The following is a 13,728-nucleotide window of genomic DNA, read 5'->3' as shown; positions in this document are numbered from 1 at the left end:
ATTCTTTATTAAGACCCGATCCTACTGCAAGATACAGGAGCAAAATGTGGACACCTACACTGCCAGCCACTTTGAAAATACAGCCCCAGAAGCTGTGCTACCTTTTCATAGTAACACCATAGCAGATGATGTCAGCCTGATTAACCAGGTCCTTTTGCATCTGATAAAAACCATCGATATAGAAGAACTTATCACTACATACTACCAGCAAATAAAGCGCTTTTTACCACTAACGGCAATTTCACTTCGCTGTGCTGAAATTGATTTGTTCAGAGGCGCGCATAGTACAGGTGCCAAGAATCCTGCAAGCGTTACATTACCTTCTCCAGTGAAAACAGGTAAGAGTGCTCATAGTCCCACTTTATATTATTGGTTTTCACGGGACCTGAGTGCCGGTGAACAGCAATTGACGAAAAAGCTTCATGGGGTATTTTGTCACCCCCTTGATCATGCTTTGCATTTGGGCAGACTCGCCAGTCTAGCTACGCGCGATAGCCTAACAGGGCTTGGGAATCGCGCCTCTTTTGACGAAGATATCTGTAATAAATTAAGTGCAGTCAAACGAAAAGACTCTGCTTTTGCCCTAGTAATGTTTGACCTAGATAACTTCAAATCCGTAAATGACAATTTTGGCCATGAAACTGGCGATTTAGTGTTGAGTGAAGCAGCCGCGTGCATTGCGTGTGCACTGCGCGCCAATGATAAGGCATATCGATTTGGCGGCGATGAATTTTGTTGCATTGTAGATACCTTTAACAGTGCAACTGTCGACAGAATTGCACAGAGAATATCAGGTAAGTTCGACAAAAGTGTGCTGTTAAGCAAACACGCTGTTACTGTGAGTATCGGGGCGTCTATTTCTATGCCAGACGACTCGCCAATCGACTTGTTCAGACGAGCAGATGAAGCACTTTATAACGTTAAAAAGCAAGGAAAATACGGCTATCAGATGGCCTAATGTACTAGGTCATCTCTCTTCGTATTTGTTGATGCCCAAGTTGACTTGCCTAAAGACCATGTCAACGACTCCGATTTGACATCCCCTCTTCAATTCAATGTAGTTGTAAAATTAACCAAGAGGTGTTGTATGAAATCATCCCGCTTTTTGATCTGTTTTTTATTTATTACAGTGCTTAGCGCAATACAAAACGCGCATGCCCAATCAACACATGACGCAGCCAGTACTATGAAAACTATTTTTAACCCCACAATAAACGGTACATGGATAGGACTTGGCATTTCCTATGGCCCCTACCGCGACGGTGAAAGTCCTGATAAAAACAGTGTGACCAGCGAGACGCATATCCTTGAAGATATGGACATACTATTAAACAATGGCGTTCATAAATGGCATTTGATTCGAATGTACGGTGCCGACGCCGCCAGTGAACAAGTATTGCGTGTCATTAAAAAACACCAATTGCCCGTGCAAGTTATGCTTGGCGCTTGGCTGTCCGGTAAAGATCCTATGGAAGACAACCGGGCCCAGCTAGACAATGTAATTAGACTGGCTAATGAATACAAAGGCATTGTGGTAGCCGTCAATTTGGGTAATGAAATTTTTGTCGACTGGTCCTGGCACAAGTTTGAGATCGATCAAATCCCTCTATATTTAGAATGGGTTGACGAAGTAAAGTCCAAGGTTGATGTACCCGTTACACTGGCTGATGACTACAATTTCTGGAACAAACCATGGAGTCAACAGGTTGCAGAGAAACTCGACTTTATTGTGTTGCACGCTTACGCAATGTGGAACTCACAACCCCTGGATTCAGCGGTTCAGTGGACGGCTGATGTGTACAATGACATTGCCAAGCGACATCCCAGCAAGCAAATTGCACTTGGAGAAGCGGGATGGGCCACCAGTTCGATCCCAACAAATGGCGATGAACGTTTAATAATCGCTGAGGCAAGCGAAGATGCGCAAAGCGCTTTTTTTACTGCTTACCACGCTTGGCTGAAAGAAAACAAAGTTGTTTCTTTTTATTTCGAAGCCTTTGATGAAAAATGGAAAGGCGGTGAAGAAAAGCCCGACGGCATTGCCGAAAAAAACTGGGGTTTGTATCGCTCAGACCGCACGCCTAAAAAGGTTATCGCAGACAAGCTCGTCCAATAAGGTCGAGCTTTTTTGTTTTTATCCACTGTTCTTATCGCTTTACGCTATTACATTCCGTTAAATATGTAATCTTTTGTAACTATTTTGTTGCACTAAAGTTTGCCACTTTAGTTGTGTATTGTTCGCAGTACCGTTATAACAGTGCGCGAAAAACCAAGTCGAAGCATAAGGAAAATTGATGCGATTAGTAAAAGTCACTTCCCTACTTCTGCTGTGCAGCTCTCTATTATTGAGCGTTACTGTGCATGCAGACAAGTTGCCTGAACGAATACACCATGTTGAAGGCATCAGCGAATACAGGCTCGATAATGGCCTCCAAGTGTTGTTATTTCCTGACCAGACTCAGGAAACCGTTACCGTTAACGTGACCTACAGAGTTGGCTCTAAGCACGAAAACTATGGCGAGACGGGTATGGCTCACTTGCTAGAGCACTTAGTGTTCAAGGGCTCGACCAAGCACCCCAATATCACGGCAGAGTTGACAGAACGAGGTGCCAGACCGAACGGTACCACCTGGACCGACAGAACCAACTACTTTGAAACCTTCAACGCGACCGAAGACAATATTGAGTGGGCGCTGTCGATGGAATCTGACCGCATGGTGAATTCATTCATCCGCAAGGAAGATTTAGACAGCGAGATGACAGTAGTGAGAAATGAGTTTGAGCGCGGCGAAAACAGCCCATTTCGTGTCACTCTGCAAAAAATGCTGGCGGCTGCATACGAATGGCACAATTACGGTAAATCAACGATTGGTGCAAGAAGTGACATTGAGAATGTGCCAATTGACCGGTTGAAAGCTTTCTACACCAAGTATTATCAACCTGACAATGCCACTTTGATCGTCGCGGGAAAGTTTGAAGAAGAAGACATGCTTAAACGCGTGGTGAACTATTTTGGTCCAATACCTAAACCTGAAAGAGTGTTACCTGAAGTATACACGCAAGAACCTGCTCAAGCGGGTGAAAAAAGTGTAATTGTCAGACGTGTTGGCGATGCGCAGTTTATTGGAGCGGGTTATCACATCCCAGCCGGTTCACACACCGACTTTGCGGCTATCTCTGTACTCAACCAAATCATTGGTAATACACCAAATGGCCGACTGTACAAAAACCTTGTGGAAGCAGGATTAGCCAGTCGCACCTATGGGTTTAACTTCCAATGGGAAGAACCCGGATTTGCCCTATTCTTTGCTGAAGTGGACAAAGCAGCCGATATCACAGCAACACAAGAGGCGTTACTCTCAACTGTTGAAGGTATCGCAGGTACACCAGTAACCGAAGAAGAAGTTGAACGTGCCAAGCGTAACATTCTTAAGAATATCGAATTGAGTTTCAACTCCTCACAACGTATCGCTCTTGGACTTAGCGAGTGGGTTGGAATGGGTGACTGGCGCTTATATTTCTTAAACAGAGACCGTGTTGAGGCGGTGAAGATTGAAGATGTTCAGCGTGTGGCAGAAGCCTATCTTGTTCGCAATAATCGTACCTTGGGTAAATTCGTGCCTTCAGAGCAACCTGAGCGTGTTGAAATTCCTAAAGTTGATGATGTAGCCAATATGCTTGAAGGCTATAAAGGCAGAGAAAGCATAGCACAGGGCGAGGTGTTTGAGCCTTCCTATGACAATATCGATGCGCGTACAGAGACCGTCTCTCTTGAAAATGGGACCGAGTTGTCACTGCTGTCGAAAAAGACTCGTGGTGAATCGGTTTCCGTTAATCTGCTGATGCGCTTCGGTAATGAATCAGCGCTGAATGGCAAAGCTGATATCGCAGGTATCACCGGCTCAATGTTGCTGCGTGGTGGTGCAGGCCTTACGCGCCAGCAAATACAAGACGAGTTTGACAAATTAAAAGCGCAAGTTTCTGTTTTCGGTGGCGTAGACTTTGGCTTTACCCGCATCACAACGACTCGCGAAAACCTACCTGCTACGTTGCAATTGTTGTCAAAAATTCTGAAGAAGCCCAGCTTCAGCAAAGAAGAATTCGAGCAGCTAAAAGCAACACGTAAAGTAGATATCGAGCAGAATATGCAAGACCCACAGCGTCTCGCGTTTAATGCCTATTCTCGTGTTCAAAACCCCTATCCGAAAGGTCACCCTTTCTATGTCAATACGTTTGAAGAGTCGTTGGCTGCACTAGAGAGTGTGACACTGGATCAAGTTAAGGCCTTTTACAATGATTTCTATGGCACAAGTAACATGGAAGTGGGTGTAATTGGTGACTTTGATGTAGCTCAGGTGACGGATATCTTCAAGCAGCACTTCACTGACTGGAAGAGCCCCACTACATTTGAAAACATCGAAAAGCCATTCACTAAGGTGAAGCCTTCTGTGCTTACCTTTGATACGCCAGACAAGGAAAACGCGACTTTTGTAGCCGCACTTATGCTGCCTGTCGGTGAAAATCATGCTGATGCACCCGCACTTGAGCTGGCCAATTACATATTTGGTGGTGGCTTCTTAAGTAGTCGCTTGGCAACCAGATTACGCCAAGAAGATGGCTTGAGTTATGGCGCTGGATCCTTCATTAGCTTTGAGTCAAAAGACGAAAAAGCCACTATGGGGGCATACGCTATAGCAGCGCCTCAAAACCTTGCAAAAGTTGAGCAGGGTTTCAGAGAAGAACTTGCCAGACTAGTCCAAGATGGCTTTACCGCAGAAGAGGTGGAAAGTGCTAAAGCGGGTCTGTTACAACAGAAAAAAGTGAGCCGTTCTCAGGACGGTGAGTTAGTGGGTACTCTGCGCAGAAACCTATTCCTCGATCGTACTATGCAATGGTATGAGGATTATGATTCGCGTTTAGCAAATCTCACGGTTGAAGATCTTAATAAAGTGGTTCGCGCTCATTTAGATATAGAGAAGTTCACTATCATCTCAGCGGGCGATATGAATAAAGCGAAAGCTGAATAACACTTTTAAGTTCACGATAAGAAGGCACCTTTAGGTGCCTTTTTTATTGCCCGAATACAGATGATAAACCTCACCAGTCCACTTGATCCGCAAACACAGAAAAACTGCACTTTTCATTGTCTGCAATGTGTGTTTTTATTAAAAGGAAGGACGTTGTTAATAAGCACAGCAATAAAATAACTAAAGCCGTTTTTTTAGAAGGCTCAGGAAGGTATTAAGTTGTTGTGTACTCAGGGAAGACTATGAAAAAAACACTGACCTATATCATCGCAATTTCTTTTTCTGTTTCTGCTCATGCCTACAAACAGAGAGAACAATATGACATCAAATGGAAAGAAGATTCAGGTAAGATAGTAAACAGTACTGTTTGCTTCTCCTATCAGAAAGGCTCGTTAGATTATCGTGGGTGCAGGTCTGCCGCCAAAAACTATTTTAAGCAACAGTGTCATATTTACAGAAAGAAAAACCTGTCAAAACTCGCGACGAAGAAATTTTGCAATGCAGCAAGCTCTTATAACCCGATAAGGTCATAGGTTGAATTTACACAATAAAGTGCTCATACCACTGACTTCGTTTTCAGGGACATAAACAAGTGCCGACTGAACATTGTGTTGTGAGCGTCAAAATGAAAAGGAGTATTTATGTGGGAATATAGAATTATAGATTCTGCAAAAGCTGAAAAAAGTGGATTTCTGAAAGGTGTCACTATCGAAAGTGCTGAGGAATATTTAAATCAATTAGGCGCCGAGGGTTGGGAAGTGATTGATTTAGATTTTCAAATGGATCCGACCATGCCCGGTGGACCAACACACTTTCATGGTGTAGCAAAAAGGCAAAAAAAAATAAGCGGTTCCAGCATTTTTGCGTAGTGCTTTTGTACCCTTAGCATATTGCTACTTAACTAATAAAGGATTGTAGTTATGAAAAAAGAAGCCATTGGAAAATATGTTGCCATCACAGCGGTATTATTGTTTTTGGTATTGCCCGTTGGACTTGCGAGTACTATGTTCTCCATGTATTCGGACTTTCAGGCTATCTCCCTTTTTGAAACGTCAGAAGCGCCAGCGAATGCTAATGAACGATCAATTGGGAGAACGCTCACCATCTTGGGTATGGGCTTAACTGTTCCTAGCATCGCGTTATTAATCGTATCTGTCACTGCCCTGCAATATCGACCTAGATGGATATTTTGGTTTTCTGTAGTCGTTTCAAGCTTTGTTATATTTCTCTTTCCAATAGGAACAGTACTTAGTGTGACGCTACTTGTCGCGCTTTTCATAATAATGAATAAACCTGGTTCAGGTAAAACAACTACTTAGCTGTTAATAAGTAAACAACGCCTAGCTCCGATAAACCGTCTTAATCAAATGAAAACCAAACTTGGTTTTTATTGGTCCATGTACTTCAAACAGCGCCTTTTTGAAAACAACATCGTCAAAGGCTTTGACCATATCACCACGACTAAACTCTCCTAAATCACCTCCACGTTTTCGCGAGGGGCAGATCGAATGCTTCTTGGCTAACTGCTGAAAGTTGGCCCCTTTGTCTAGCTGTTGCTTAACCTTAGCGGCTTCTTCTTTAGTTTTTACCAGAATGTGATAAGCACTGGCTCTGGGCATAATATTCTCTTTTATGTAATAAACGGCTAAGGATCAGGCGTAAGTATCGAGATGCCCATCATCGTCCTTTTTTTCTTCGGGCTCTTCTGGTTTTATTACTTTGCCATGGCGTTTTTGCATCGCTTCCTGATCAGCGTGTTTTTTTTCATTTTTTTGTTCCTGGTCTTTCTCGTTAACCCGCTCTGATACGCCATCTTTAGCAACGCGTGTTACCCCTGATGCATCCTTAACCGGCACTGTACCTCGTCGTGGTATCACTGAAAATAATAAATCATTACTCATGCTTGTATCCCTCCAATCAACTTAAACAGCAGACCTCATAATATATTGACAATCTTTGCGTACATTTGTTCTCAATCACACTTTTGCAAAAGGCTTGCATTGTCACTCAACTTTCGTTACCTTCTTCGGCAGATAAAGATTCTTATACTAATTATGACTAAAAACTGCGCCACAATTCATCACCACCATCACAAAGCATAGCCTTTCAGGTTTGTGCTGGAAGGGTATTGTTTCCTTCCAGTGGCGCACTCAGTTTTGCTAACCCCTCGGAAGGAAACTTCCGGGGGGTTTTTCGTTTTGTGCCGTTTTAACCATCAAGGACCATGTAAATGAGTGATAAAAACAGGCTTCGTATTGCCGTTCAAAAATCAGGCCGCTTGAGTGATGATAGTATTGCCTTATTAAAGGCTATCGGCATCAAACTGCAAATCCGTGACCGATTATTAATTGCACATAGTACCAACATGCCTATCGACCTGTTGCGCGTCCGTGATGATGACATTCCGGGCCTAGTGATGGACGGCGTCGTTGACTTGGGTTTTATTGGTGAAAATGAGCTTGAAGAAAAAATGCTTGAGCGTCAGGCATCGTCAAAACCGAGTAACTTCATTACGTTGAGAAGACTTGACTATGGTGGCTGCAGACTGTCCCTTGCCGTTCCCAGTGAAATGGATTACGAGGGCGTAGCTAGTCTGCAAAATAAAAAAGTGGCGACCACCTATCCATATTTGTTGGAACGCTTCTTCAAAGAGAACGGCGTTAATGCAAAGGCGGTCATGTTAACAGGCTCAGTAGAGGTTGCCCCTCGTGCGGGTGTGGCAGACGCGATTTGTGACCTAGTTTCGACAGGTGCGACACTTGAAGCAAACGGCCTGGTAGAAAAAGACGTCATATTTAAATCAAAAGCCGCACTCATTCAGCGTGCCGACGGGGAATTAGATGACGAAAAGCGGGCCTTGATAAACCGTTTAGTGCCGCGAATCGATGGTGTGATGCAGGCAAAAGAAAGTAAATATATTATGTTGCATGCGCCTACTGAATATATAGAGCAGGTAAAGAGTCTTTTGCCAGGCGCAGAAAATCCCACTGTACTGCCACTTTCAGGCAATCCTGACACGGTTGCTGTTCACGTGGTTAGCTCTGAAACCTTGTTCTGGGAAACCATGGAAAAGCTGAAGGCCCTTGGCTGCAGCTCGATTTTGGTTATGCCCATTGAAAAAATGATGGGGTAGACATGATCAACTGGTCTTCACTCTCAGCAAATGAACAACAGGCAGCGCTGGCGCGTCCTGCCAATGCCGATGCTGCAGGCTTATCTGCAACAGTCGCCAATATTGTTGAAGCGGTCAAAGCACGTGGTGATGAGGCTATTCTCGAATACACCAGAAAGTTCGATTGCCCAACACTACAAAATCTTGTGCTCTCTGATTCAGACTGGGACAAGCTTGCGGCACAGGTTGATGAATCCGTCAAACAGGCCCTCATCGAGGCATACGATAATATCAAAGCGTTTCACAGTGCCCAGATGCCAGACTCAGTGGTGATGGATACTACACAAGGCGTTGTGTGCGAACAGCACTACACCGCTCTGGAATCTGTTGGTCTTTATGTTCCAGGTGGCACAGCACCACTGCCCTCAACCGTATTGATGTTAGGCATCCCCGCCACTGTTGCCGGCTGTCCACGTCGCATTTTGTGTACACCACCTAATAATTCTGGATTGATTGCACCAGAGATTGCCTATGCAGCCAAGCTGTGCGGGGTGCAGAAAATATTCCTTTGCGGCGGCGCTCAGGCTATCGCAGGAATGGCGTATGGCACCCAAAGCATACCGAAAGCAGATAAGCTATTCGGTCCTGGAAACAGCTTTGTTACCGAAGCCAAACAACAAGTCAGCCAAACGCCTGAAGGTGCAGCCATCGATATGCCTGCCGGCCCCTCTGAGGTGCTTGTATTGGCAGATGAAAACGCTAATCCTGTATTTGTTGCTGCCGACCTTTTATCGCAGGCAGAACATGGTCACGACTCGCAAGCCGTGCTGGTTACTAACAGCTCAGCATTAATCGGAGCTGTTAAACGAGAAGTAGACAATCAGCTTGCTAAACTCGCTCGCGCTGAGATAACCGCCAAGGCCATGCAGCACGCACGCTATATACTTACCGATTCGGTAGCTAAGGCTATTGATGTCAGTAATCGCTATGCCCCTGAACACCTAATCGTGCAATTGGACGATGCGGTGGCATTATTGCCCAGCATTAAAAATGCTGGATCTATTTTTGTCGGGCCCTGGTCGCCTGAGTCCGCAGGGGATTATGCCAGTGGCACAAATCACGTATTGCCGACTTACGGGTATTCCAAAAACCATTCCAGCTTGGGCTTGGTTGATTTTATGCGCCGGTATACGGTGCAGACACTGAGCCAAACCGGCATTCGCTACCTAGGGCCGACCATTATGACACTAGCAAAGTCTGAAGGTCTGACTGCACACGAAAATGCGGTAAAGGTGCGGCTTGACGCACTAGACAACAAAGACAGTTGGAGTGGCAAATATGATTGAAACTTTATTAAACCGTCACCTGCACGCCTTAAGGCCCTATGAGTCTGCAAGACGATTGTTTTCTGGTGGGCAGGATTGGCTCAATGCCAATGAGTCACCTTATGCCAACACTTATGATCTAGATGCTTCAACCTTTAATCGCTACCCTGACTGCCAGCCCGAGGCCGTCATCAACGGCTACGCAAACTATGCGGGTGTGAAGAAAGAGCAGGTTATCACTACCCGTGGTGCAGACGAAGGCATTGAGTTACTCATTAGAACGTTTTGTACGCCAGGAGAGGACAATATCCTTATCTGCCCACCGACTTACGGTATGTATGCCATTAGTGCAGAAACGTGTAACGTTGGGATAAAATCCGTGCCGTTAAAGGCCGATTTTTCTCTAGATGTAAACGCAATTTGTCAACAAGACGATGTAAACCTGGTATTTATTTGCTCACCCAATAACCCTACAGGCACCCTTGTTGACGCCGATGATATCCGTCAGATCCTCACGCACTTTCGCGACAAGGCCATTGTGGTCGTTGACGAAGCTTATATCGAATTTGCCAGTGATGTTGGCTGGGCAAGAGAAATTGATAACTACCCTAACCTGGTTGTATTAAGGACCCTTTCTAAGGCCTTTGCGTTGGCTGGCATTCGATGTGGGTTTACTCTGGCTAATGAAAATATTATTGCCTTTCTCATGAAGGTGATTGCCCCTTACCCGGTACCCGCACCGGTCGCACAGATTGCTTCCCAAGCCTTGAGCTCTAGAGGAATAGAATTGGTACAATCACAAGTTGCTCAACTCAACCAGCAACGCGCCTCCCTCGCATCCGCCATTGAGGAAAACGCTGAACTTGAAATTATTGGTAGTGCCAATGCTAATTTTATTTTGTTTCGCTGTGAGCAAAAGGATGCCCTGATGCAGTACCTGGTTGAAAATGGCATGCTGATTAGAGATCAATCAAAACAACCTGGTCTATCCAATTGCTTACGCGCAACAGTGGGCAATGACGCACAGCAAAAACGACTAATCGATTTAATTACTACTTTTTTTACTGACCGGAGAGCCGCTTGATGAGTGAGGCAATTTTATTTATTGACCGTGATGGCACTTTAGTGGAAGAGCCGCCCGTAGACAAACAATTGGATCGGTTGGACAAGTTGGCGTTCGAGCCTAATGTCATCCCTACTCTGCTCAAGTTTCAGCAAGCAGGTTACAAGCTGGTGATGGTGACAAATCAAGATGGCTTGGGTACCGACAGTTTTCCACAGGAAGACTTTGACGCACCACATAACTTGATGATGCAGATATTTGAAAGCCAGGGCGTAAAATTTGATGATGTGCTGATCTGCCCCCACTTTCCTGACGCGGGTTGCGCCTGCCGAAAGCCACACTTGGGTTTAGTAAAACCTTACCTTCAGGCAGGTCGGGTAGACTTTGCCAAATCAGTGGTAATTGGTGACAGAGATACCGATGTACAACTCGCCGAAAACATGGGTATCAAGGGTATAAAGTATCATCCCGACACCATGAACTGGCAGCACATTGCCACAGAACTGTTAACCTCACCGCGTATAGCAAGTGTGGTAAGAAAGACCTCTGAAACAGACATACGGGTAATGGTGAATTTAGACTCCACCGAAAAGTCAGATATTCATACAGGCATTGGATTTTTTGATCACATGCTCGACCAAATTGCGACACACGGTGGCCTGTATTTGTCGTTGAAAGTGGACGGAGACCTGCACATTGACGATCACCACAGTGTAGAAGATACAGCTTTAGCGTTAGGTGAAGCACTTAAAAAGGCGTTAGGCAATAAACGGGGTATCGGGCGCTTCGGTTTTGCACTGCCCATGGATGAGTGCCGCGCAGAGTGCATTATGGATATCTCCAATCGTCCTGCACTTAAGTTCAATGCGCCTTTCTCCAGAGAAAAAGTGGGTGGTATGGCAACAGAAATGGTCGAGCACTTCTTCTATTCGATGGCGCAGTCCATGGGCTTGTCATTACATTTATCAACCACAGAAGGTAACGCGCATCATCAAGTAGAAAGCTTATACAAGGTCTTTGGACGCGCTTTACGTCAGGCGATCACGGTTAAAGGTGATGACCTGCCAAGCAGTAAAGGAGCACTTTGATGGCTCAGCAACATATCGTCATCGTCAATACAGGTTGCGCAAATATTTCATCAGTCCGGTTTGCTCTGGAACGCTTGGGTGTGCAAGTGACTATATCGGATGACGCCATGGTTATTCAGAGCGCTGACAAAGTATTCCTGCCTGGTGTAGGTACAGCCGCCGCTGCAATGCAAAGCATTACCAATAAAGGGTTAATTGAAGTTGTACAAGGATTAACTCAACCTGTATTAGGCGTGTGTTTAGGCATGCAACTCATGGTAAACACCTCCCAGGAAAGCCAGAGCGGTAATATCGACTGCTTAAAACTAATGCCTGGACAAGTTGAGCGTATGCAGGTTGGTGATTTGCGCTTGCCGCATATGGGATGGAACACAGTGGCTCCGGTTGATGATAACCCTCTTTTTAAAGGCATACCAAGTCAGAGCTATTTTTACTTTGTACACAGCTTTTGTATCGCAGTCGGCGAGCAAACGCTGGCAACCTGTGATTATGGCAAGTCATTTTCTGCGGCTATTCATCACAACAACTTTTATGGCGTGCAATTTCATCCGGAACGCTCTGGTGATGCGGGCGCCCGATTACTTAAGAATTTTGTAGATTACGTATGATCATTCCTGCTATCGATTTAATAGACGGTGCAGTAGTTCGCCTTTTCCAAGGTGACTATGCGCAAAAGACAGAATACAAACTGAACCCTGTAGATGTGGTTCACGCCTACGCTGATGCAGGGGCCAGCTGGCTCCACATTGTTGACTTAACTGGCGCAAAAGATCCAGCCAAAAGACAACTCCCGCTAATAAAACAAATGGTTGATACCAAGCGCATGCAATTTCAGGCTGGCGGTGGTATTCGAACAGAGCGAGAAGTTGCACAGCTATTGGAGTCTGGTGTTTCACGCGTCGTCATCGGTTCGCTTGCTGCCAAACAACCTGAACGCGTTGCTGAATGGCTTAACACCTATGGAGGCGATCGCATCGTGCTTGCACTAGACGTGAACATTAATCCAGACGGCCAGCGCATGATTGCCACCCATGGCTGGCAACAAGACAGCGGCGTGGCCCTTGAAGGTCTGCTTAACACCTTATTGGAGAGTGGGGCTAAACATGTGCTGTGTACCGACATTAGTAGAGACGGCACCCTACAAGGTAGCAATGTCGAGATGTATACAGATGTAGCATCGCAGTTTCCCACCGTACAGTGGCAAGCCTCTGGCGGTATAGGGTCTTTGACCGACATATCAGCGCTTAAACCTACCAAGGTATCGGGCGTTATTCTGGGGCGAGCATTGCTCGAGGGTAAATTCACACTATCAGAGGCTATCGCATGTTGGCAAAACGCATAATTCCCTGCCTAGACGTAAGGGACGGAAAGGTAGTCAAGGGTGTACAGTTTCGCAATCACGAAATTGTGGGCGATATAGTACCGTTAGCACAGCGTTATGCACAAATCGGTGCGGATGAACTGGTATTTTATGATATTACCGCCAGCAGTGATGCAAGGGTTGTTGATAAAAGCTGGGTTAGCCGAATAGCAGAGGTTATTGACATTCCTTTCTGCGTAGCAGGTGGCATCAAGTCGGTGGAAGATGCTGGTCGTATATTGGAAATGGGGGCGGATAAAATTTCCGTAAACTCGCCAGCACTGACGAATCCAGACTTAATTAATCAACTCCATGATGTCTATGGTCAACAATGTGTGGTCATTGGTATAGACAGCCACTTCAATGCAAAAACCAATCAGTACGAAGTGTTTAAATTTACCGGTGATGAAAGTCGTACCCAACAAACGCAATGGAATACGCTGGATTGGGTGAAAGAAGTGCAACAACGCGGCGCTGGAGAGATTGTTTTGAATTGTATGAATCAGGACGGTGTTCGCAAGGGTTATGACATTGCTCAGCTCAAAGCAGTAAGAGATATCTGCAGCGTGCCGTTAATTGCTTCAGGCGGCGCGGGTGACATCACACACTTTATCGACGTGTTTAAACAAGCTGATGTTGACGGTGCACTTGCGGCATCCGTGTTTCACAAAGCCATTATTGATATGTCTGATTTAAAAGCAGCATTGATTGACGCTCAAGTTGCAACACGCCCAATCTTAGAGAGAGCATAAT

The 13,728-nt window shown here is 45.4% G+C and carries 15 protein-coding genes and 1 other annotated feature; of the genes, 13 read left to right on the top strand and 2 right to left on the bottom strand.

Annotated features, from left to right (window positions below; translation table 11 throughout):
- Positions 1 to 46: 46 nt before the first annotated feature.
- From DRW07_RS16520 to DRW07_RS16495, 6 genes are all read left to right on the top strand, one after another.
- The gene (locus DRW07_RS16520) at positions 47 to 958 is read left to right on the top strand and encodes a GGDEF domain-containing protein (RefSeq protein ID WP_165870536.1); all 912 of its coding nucleotides are present in this window, start codon (positions 47 to 49) and stop codon (positions 956 to 958) included.
- A 228-nt stretch (positions 959 to 1,186) separates the two neighbouring features.
- Positions 1,187 to 2,116, top strand: a complete 930-nt coding sequence (locus DRW07_RS16515) for a glycoside hydrolase family 17 protein (protein WP_240630695.1) — start codon at positions 1,187 to 1,189, stop codon at positions 2,114 to 2,116.
- Positions 2,117 to 2,294: 178 nt separating this feature from the next.
- The gene (locus DRW07_RS16510; protein ID WP_124029059.1) at positions 2,295 to 5,027 is read left to right on the top strand and encodes a M16 family metallopeptidase; all 2,733 of its coding nucleotides are present in this window, start codon (positions 2,295 to 2,297) and stop codon (positions 5,025 to 5,027) included.
- Between the two features lie 242 nt (positions 5,028 to 5,269).
- Positions 5,270 to 5,560 (top strand): hypothetical protein, encoded by a 291-nt coding sequence (locus DRW07_RS16505; protein WP_124029058.1) that lies wholly within the window; start codon positions 5,270 to 5,272, stop codon positions 5,558 to 5,560.
- A gap of 108 nt (positions 5,561 to 5,668) precedes the next feature.
- Positions 5,669 to 5,896, top strand: a complete 228-nt coding sequence (locus tag DRW07_RS16500) for a DUF4177 domain-containing protein (protein ID WP_124029057.1) — start codon at positions 5,669 to 5,671, stop codon at positions 5,894 to 5,896.
- 51 nt (positions 5,897 to 5,947) lie between these two features.
- On the top strand, positions 5,948 to 6,346 hold the full coding sequence (locus tag DRW07_RS16495) for a hypothetical protein (RefSeq protein WP_124029056.1): 399 nt from the start codon (positions 5,948 to 5,950) through the stop codon (positions 6,344 to 6,346).
- Between the two features lie 21 nt (positions 6,347 to 6,367).
- Here the strand turns inward: DRW07_RS16495 and DRW07_RS16490 are convergent, their stop codons facing one another.
- Together DRW07_RS16490 and DRW07_RS16485 are read right to left on the bottom strand one after the other, a co-directional pair.
- A complete protein-coding gene (locus tag DRW07_RS16490; RefSeq protein WP_124029055.1) occupies positions 6,368 to 6,646 on the bottom strand; it encodes a peptidylprolyl isomerase in 279 nt (92 codons plus the stop codon).
- Between the two features lie 33 nt (positions 6,647 to 6,679).
- Positions 6,680 to 6,928, bottom strand: coding sequence for a hypothetical protein (locus DRW07_RS16485; protein WP_124029054.1), 249 nt, complete (start codon positions 6,926 to 6,928; stop codon positions 6,680 to 6,682).
- 176 nt (positions 6,929 to 7,104) lie between these two features.
- Positions 7,105 to 7,224 (top strand) — a sequence feature (His leader region).
- Positions 7,225 to 7,257: 33 nt separating this feature from the next.
- On the opposite strand from DRW07_RS16485, the gene hisG reads away from it, so the two are divergent.
- Genes hisG through hisF form a run of 7 tightly spaced genes read left to right on the top strand, consistent with a single transcriptional unit; the run spans position 7,258 to position 13,727 of the window.
- A complete protein-coding gene (hisG, locus tag DRW07_RS16480; protein WP_124029053.1) occupies positions 7,258 to 8,160 on the top strand; it encodes an ATP phosphoribosyltransferase in 903 nt (300 codons plus the stop codon).
- A gap of 2 nt (positions 8,161 to 8,162) precedes the next feature.
- Positions 8,163 to 9,485 carry a histidinol dehydrogenase gene (gene hisD / locus DRW07_RS16475; RefSeq protein ID WP_124029052.1) on the top strand — a complete coding sequence of 441 codons (1,323 nt, stop codon included), beginning with the start codon at positions 8,163 to 8,165 and terminating at the stop codon, positions 9,483 to 9,485.
- On the top strand, positions 9,469 to 10,548 hold the full coding sequence (gene hisC / locus DRW07_RS16470) for a histidinol-phosphate transaminase (protein WP_124029051.1): 1,080 nt from the start codon (positions 9,469 to 9,471) through the stop codon (positions 10,546 to 10,548). Before hisD ends, hisC begins: the two co-directional genes overlap by 17 nt.
- Positions 10,545 to 11,615, top strand: a complete 1,071-nt coding sequence (hisB, locus tag DRW07_RS16465) for a bifunctional histidinol-phosphatase/imidazoleglycerol-phosphate dehydratase HisB (RefSeq protein ID WP_124029050.1) — start codon at positions 10,545 to 10,547, stop codon at positions 11,613 to 11,615. The genes hisC and hisB overlap by 4 nt, the downstream gene beginning before the upstream one ends.
- A complete protein-coding gene (gene hisH / locus DRW07_RS16460; RefSeq protein WP_124029049.1) occupies positions 11,615 to 12,223 on the top strand; it encodes an imidazole glycerol phosphate synthase subunit HisH in 609 nt (202 codons plus the stop codon). Before hisB ends, hisH begins: the two co-directional genes overlap by 1 nt.
- Positions 12,220 to 12,957, top strand: a complete 738-nt coding sequence (hisA, locus tag DRW07_RS16455; RefSeq protein WP_124029048.1) for a 1-(5-phosphoribosyl)-5-[(5-phosphoribosylamino)methylideneamino]imidazole-4-carboxamide isomerase — start codon at positions 12,220 to 12,222, stop codon at positions 12,955 to 12,957. The genes hisH and hisA overlap by 4 nt, the downstream gene beginning before the upstream one ends.
- Positions 12,939 to 13,727: an imidazole glycerol phosphate synthase subunit HisF gene (hisF, locus tag DRW07_RS16450; RefSeq protein WP_124029047.1), complete on the top strand. Its 789-nt coding sequence runs from the start codon at positions 12,939 to 12,941 to the stop codon at positions 13,725 to 13,727. The genes hisA and hisF overlap by 19 nt, the downstream gene beginning before the upstream one ends.
- The last annotated feature ends 1 nt before the right edge of the window (position 13,728 follow it).

Source organism: Paralteromonas sediminis, assembly GCF_003820355.1.
GTDB lineage: Bacteria > Pseudomonadota > Gammaproteobacteria > Enterobacterales > Alteromonadaceae > Alteromonas_F > Alteromonas_F sediminis.
The sequence above is the reverse complement of the archived record's forward strand: the minus strand, read 5'-3'. Positions and strand labels throughout refer to the sequence as shown.

Coding starts and splice junctions, on each gene's coding strand:
- DRW07_RS16515 (WP_240630695.1), top strand. CDS start 1,187: ATGAAAACTATTTTTAACCCCACAATAAACGGTACATGGATAGGACTT.
- DRW07_RS16510 (WP_124029059.1), top strand. CDS start 2,295: ATGCGATTAGTAAAAGTCACTTCCCTACTTCTGCTGTGCAGCTCTCTA.
- DRW07_RS16505 (WP_124029058.1), top strand. CDS start 5,270: ATGAAAAAAACACTGACCTATATCATCGCAATTTCTTTTTCTGTTTCT.
- DRW07_RS16500 (WP_124029057.1), top strand. CDS start 5,669: ATGTGGGAATATAGAATTATAGATTCTGCAAAAGCTGAAAAAAGTGGA.
- DRW07_RS16495 (WP_124029056.1), top strand. CDS start 5,948: ATGAAAAAAGAAGCCATTGGAAAATATGTTGCCATCACAGCGGTATTA.
- DRW07_RS16490 (WP_124029055.1), bottom strand. CDS start 6,646: ATGCCCAGAGCCAGTGCTTATCACATTCTGGTAAAAACTAAAGAAGAA.
- DRW07_RS16485 (WP_124029054.1), bottom strand. CDS start 6,928: ATGAGTAATGATTTATTATTTTCAGTGATACCACGACGAGGTACAGTG.
- hisG (WP_124029053.1), top strand. CDS start 7,258: ATGAGTGATAAAAACAGGCTTCGTATTGCCGTTCAAAAATCAGGCCGC.
- hisD (WP_124029052.1), top strand. CDS start 8,163: ATGATCAACTGGTCTTCACTCTCAGCAAATGAACAACAGGCAGCGCTG.
- hisH (WP_124029049.1), top strand. CDS start 11,615: ATGGCTCAGCAACATATCGTCATCGTCAATACAGGTTGCGCAAATATT.
- hisA (WP_124029048.1), top strand. CDS start 12,220: ATGATCATTCCTGCTATCGATTTAATAGACGGTGCAGTAGTTCGCCTT.
- hisF (WP_124029047.1), top strand. CDS start 12,939: ATGTTGGCAAAACGCATAATTCCCTGCCTAGACGTAAGGGACGGAAAG.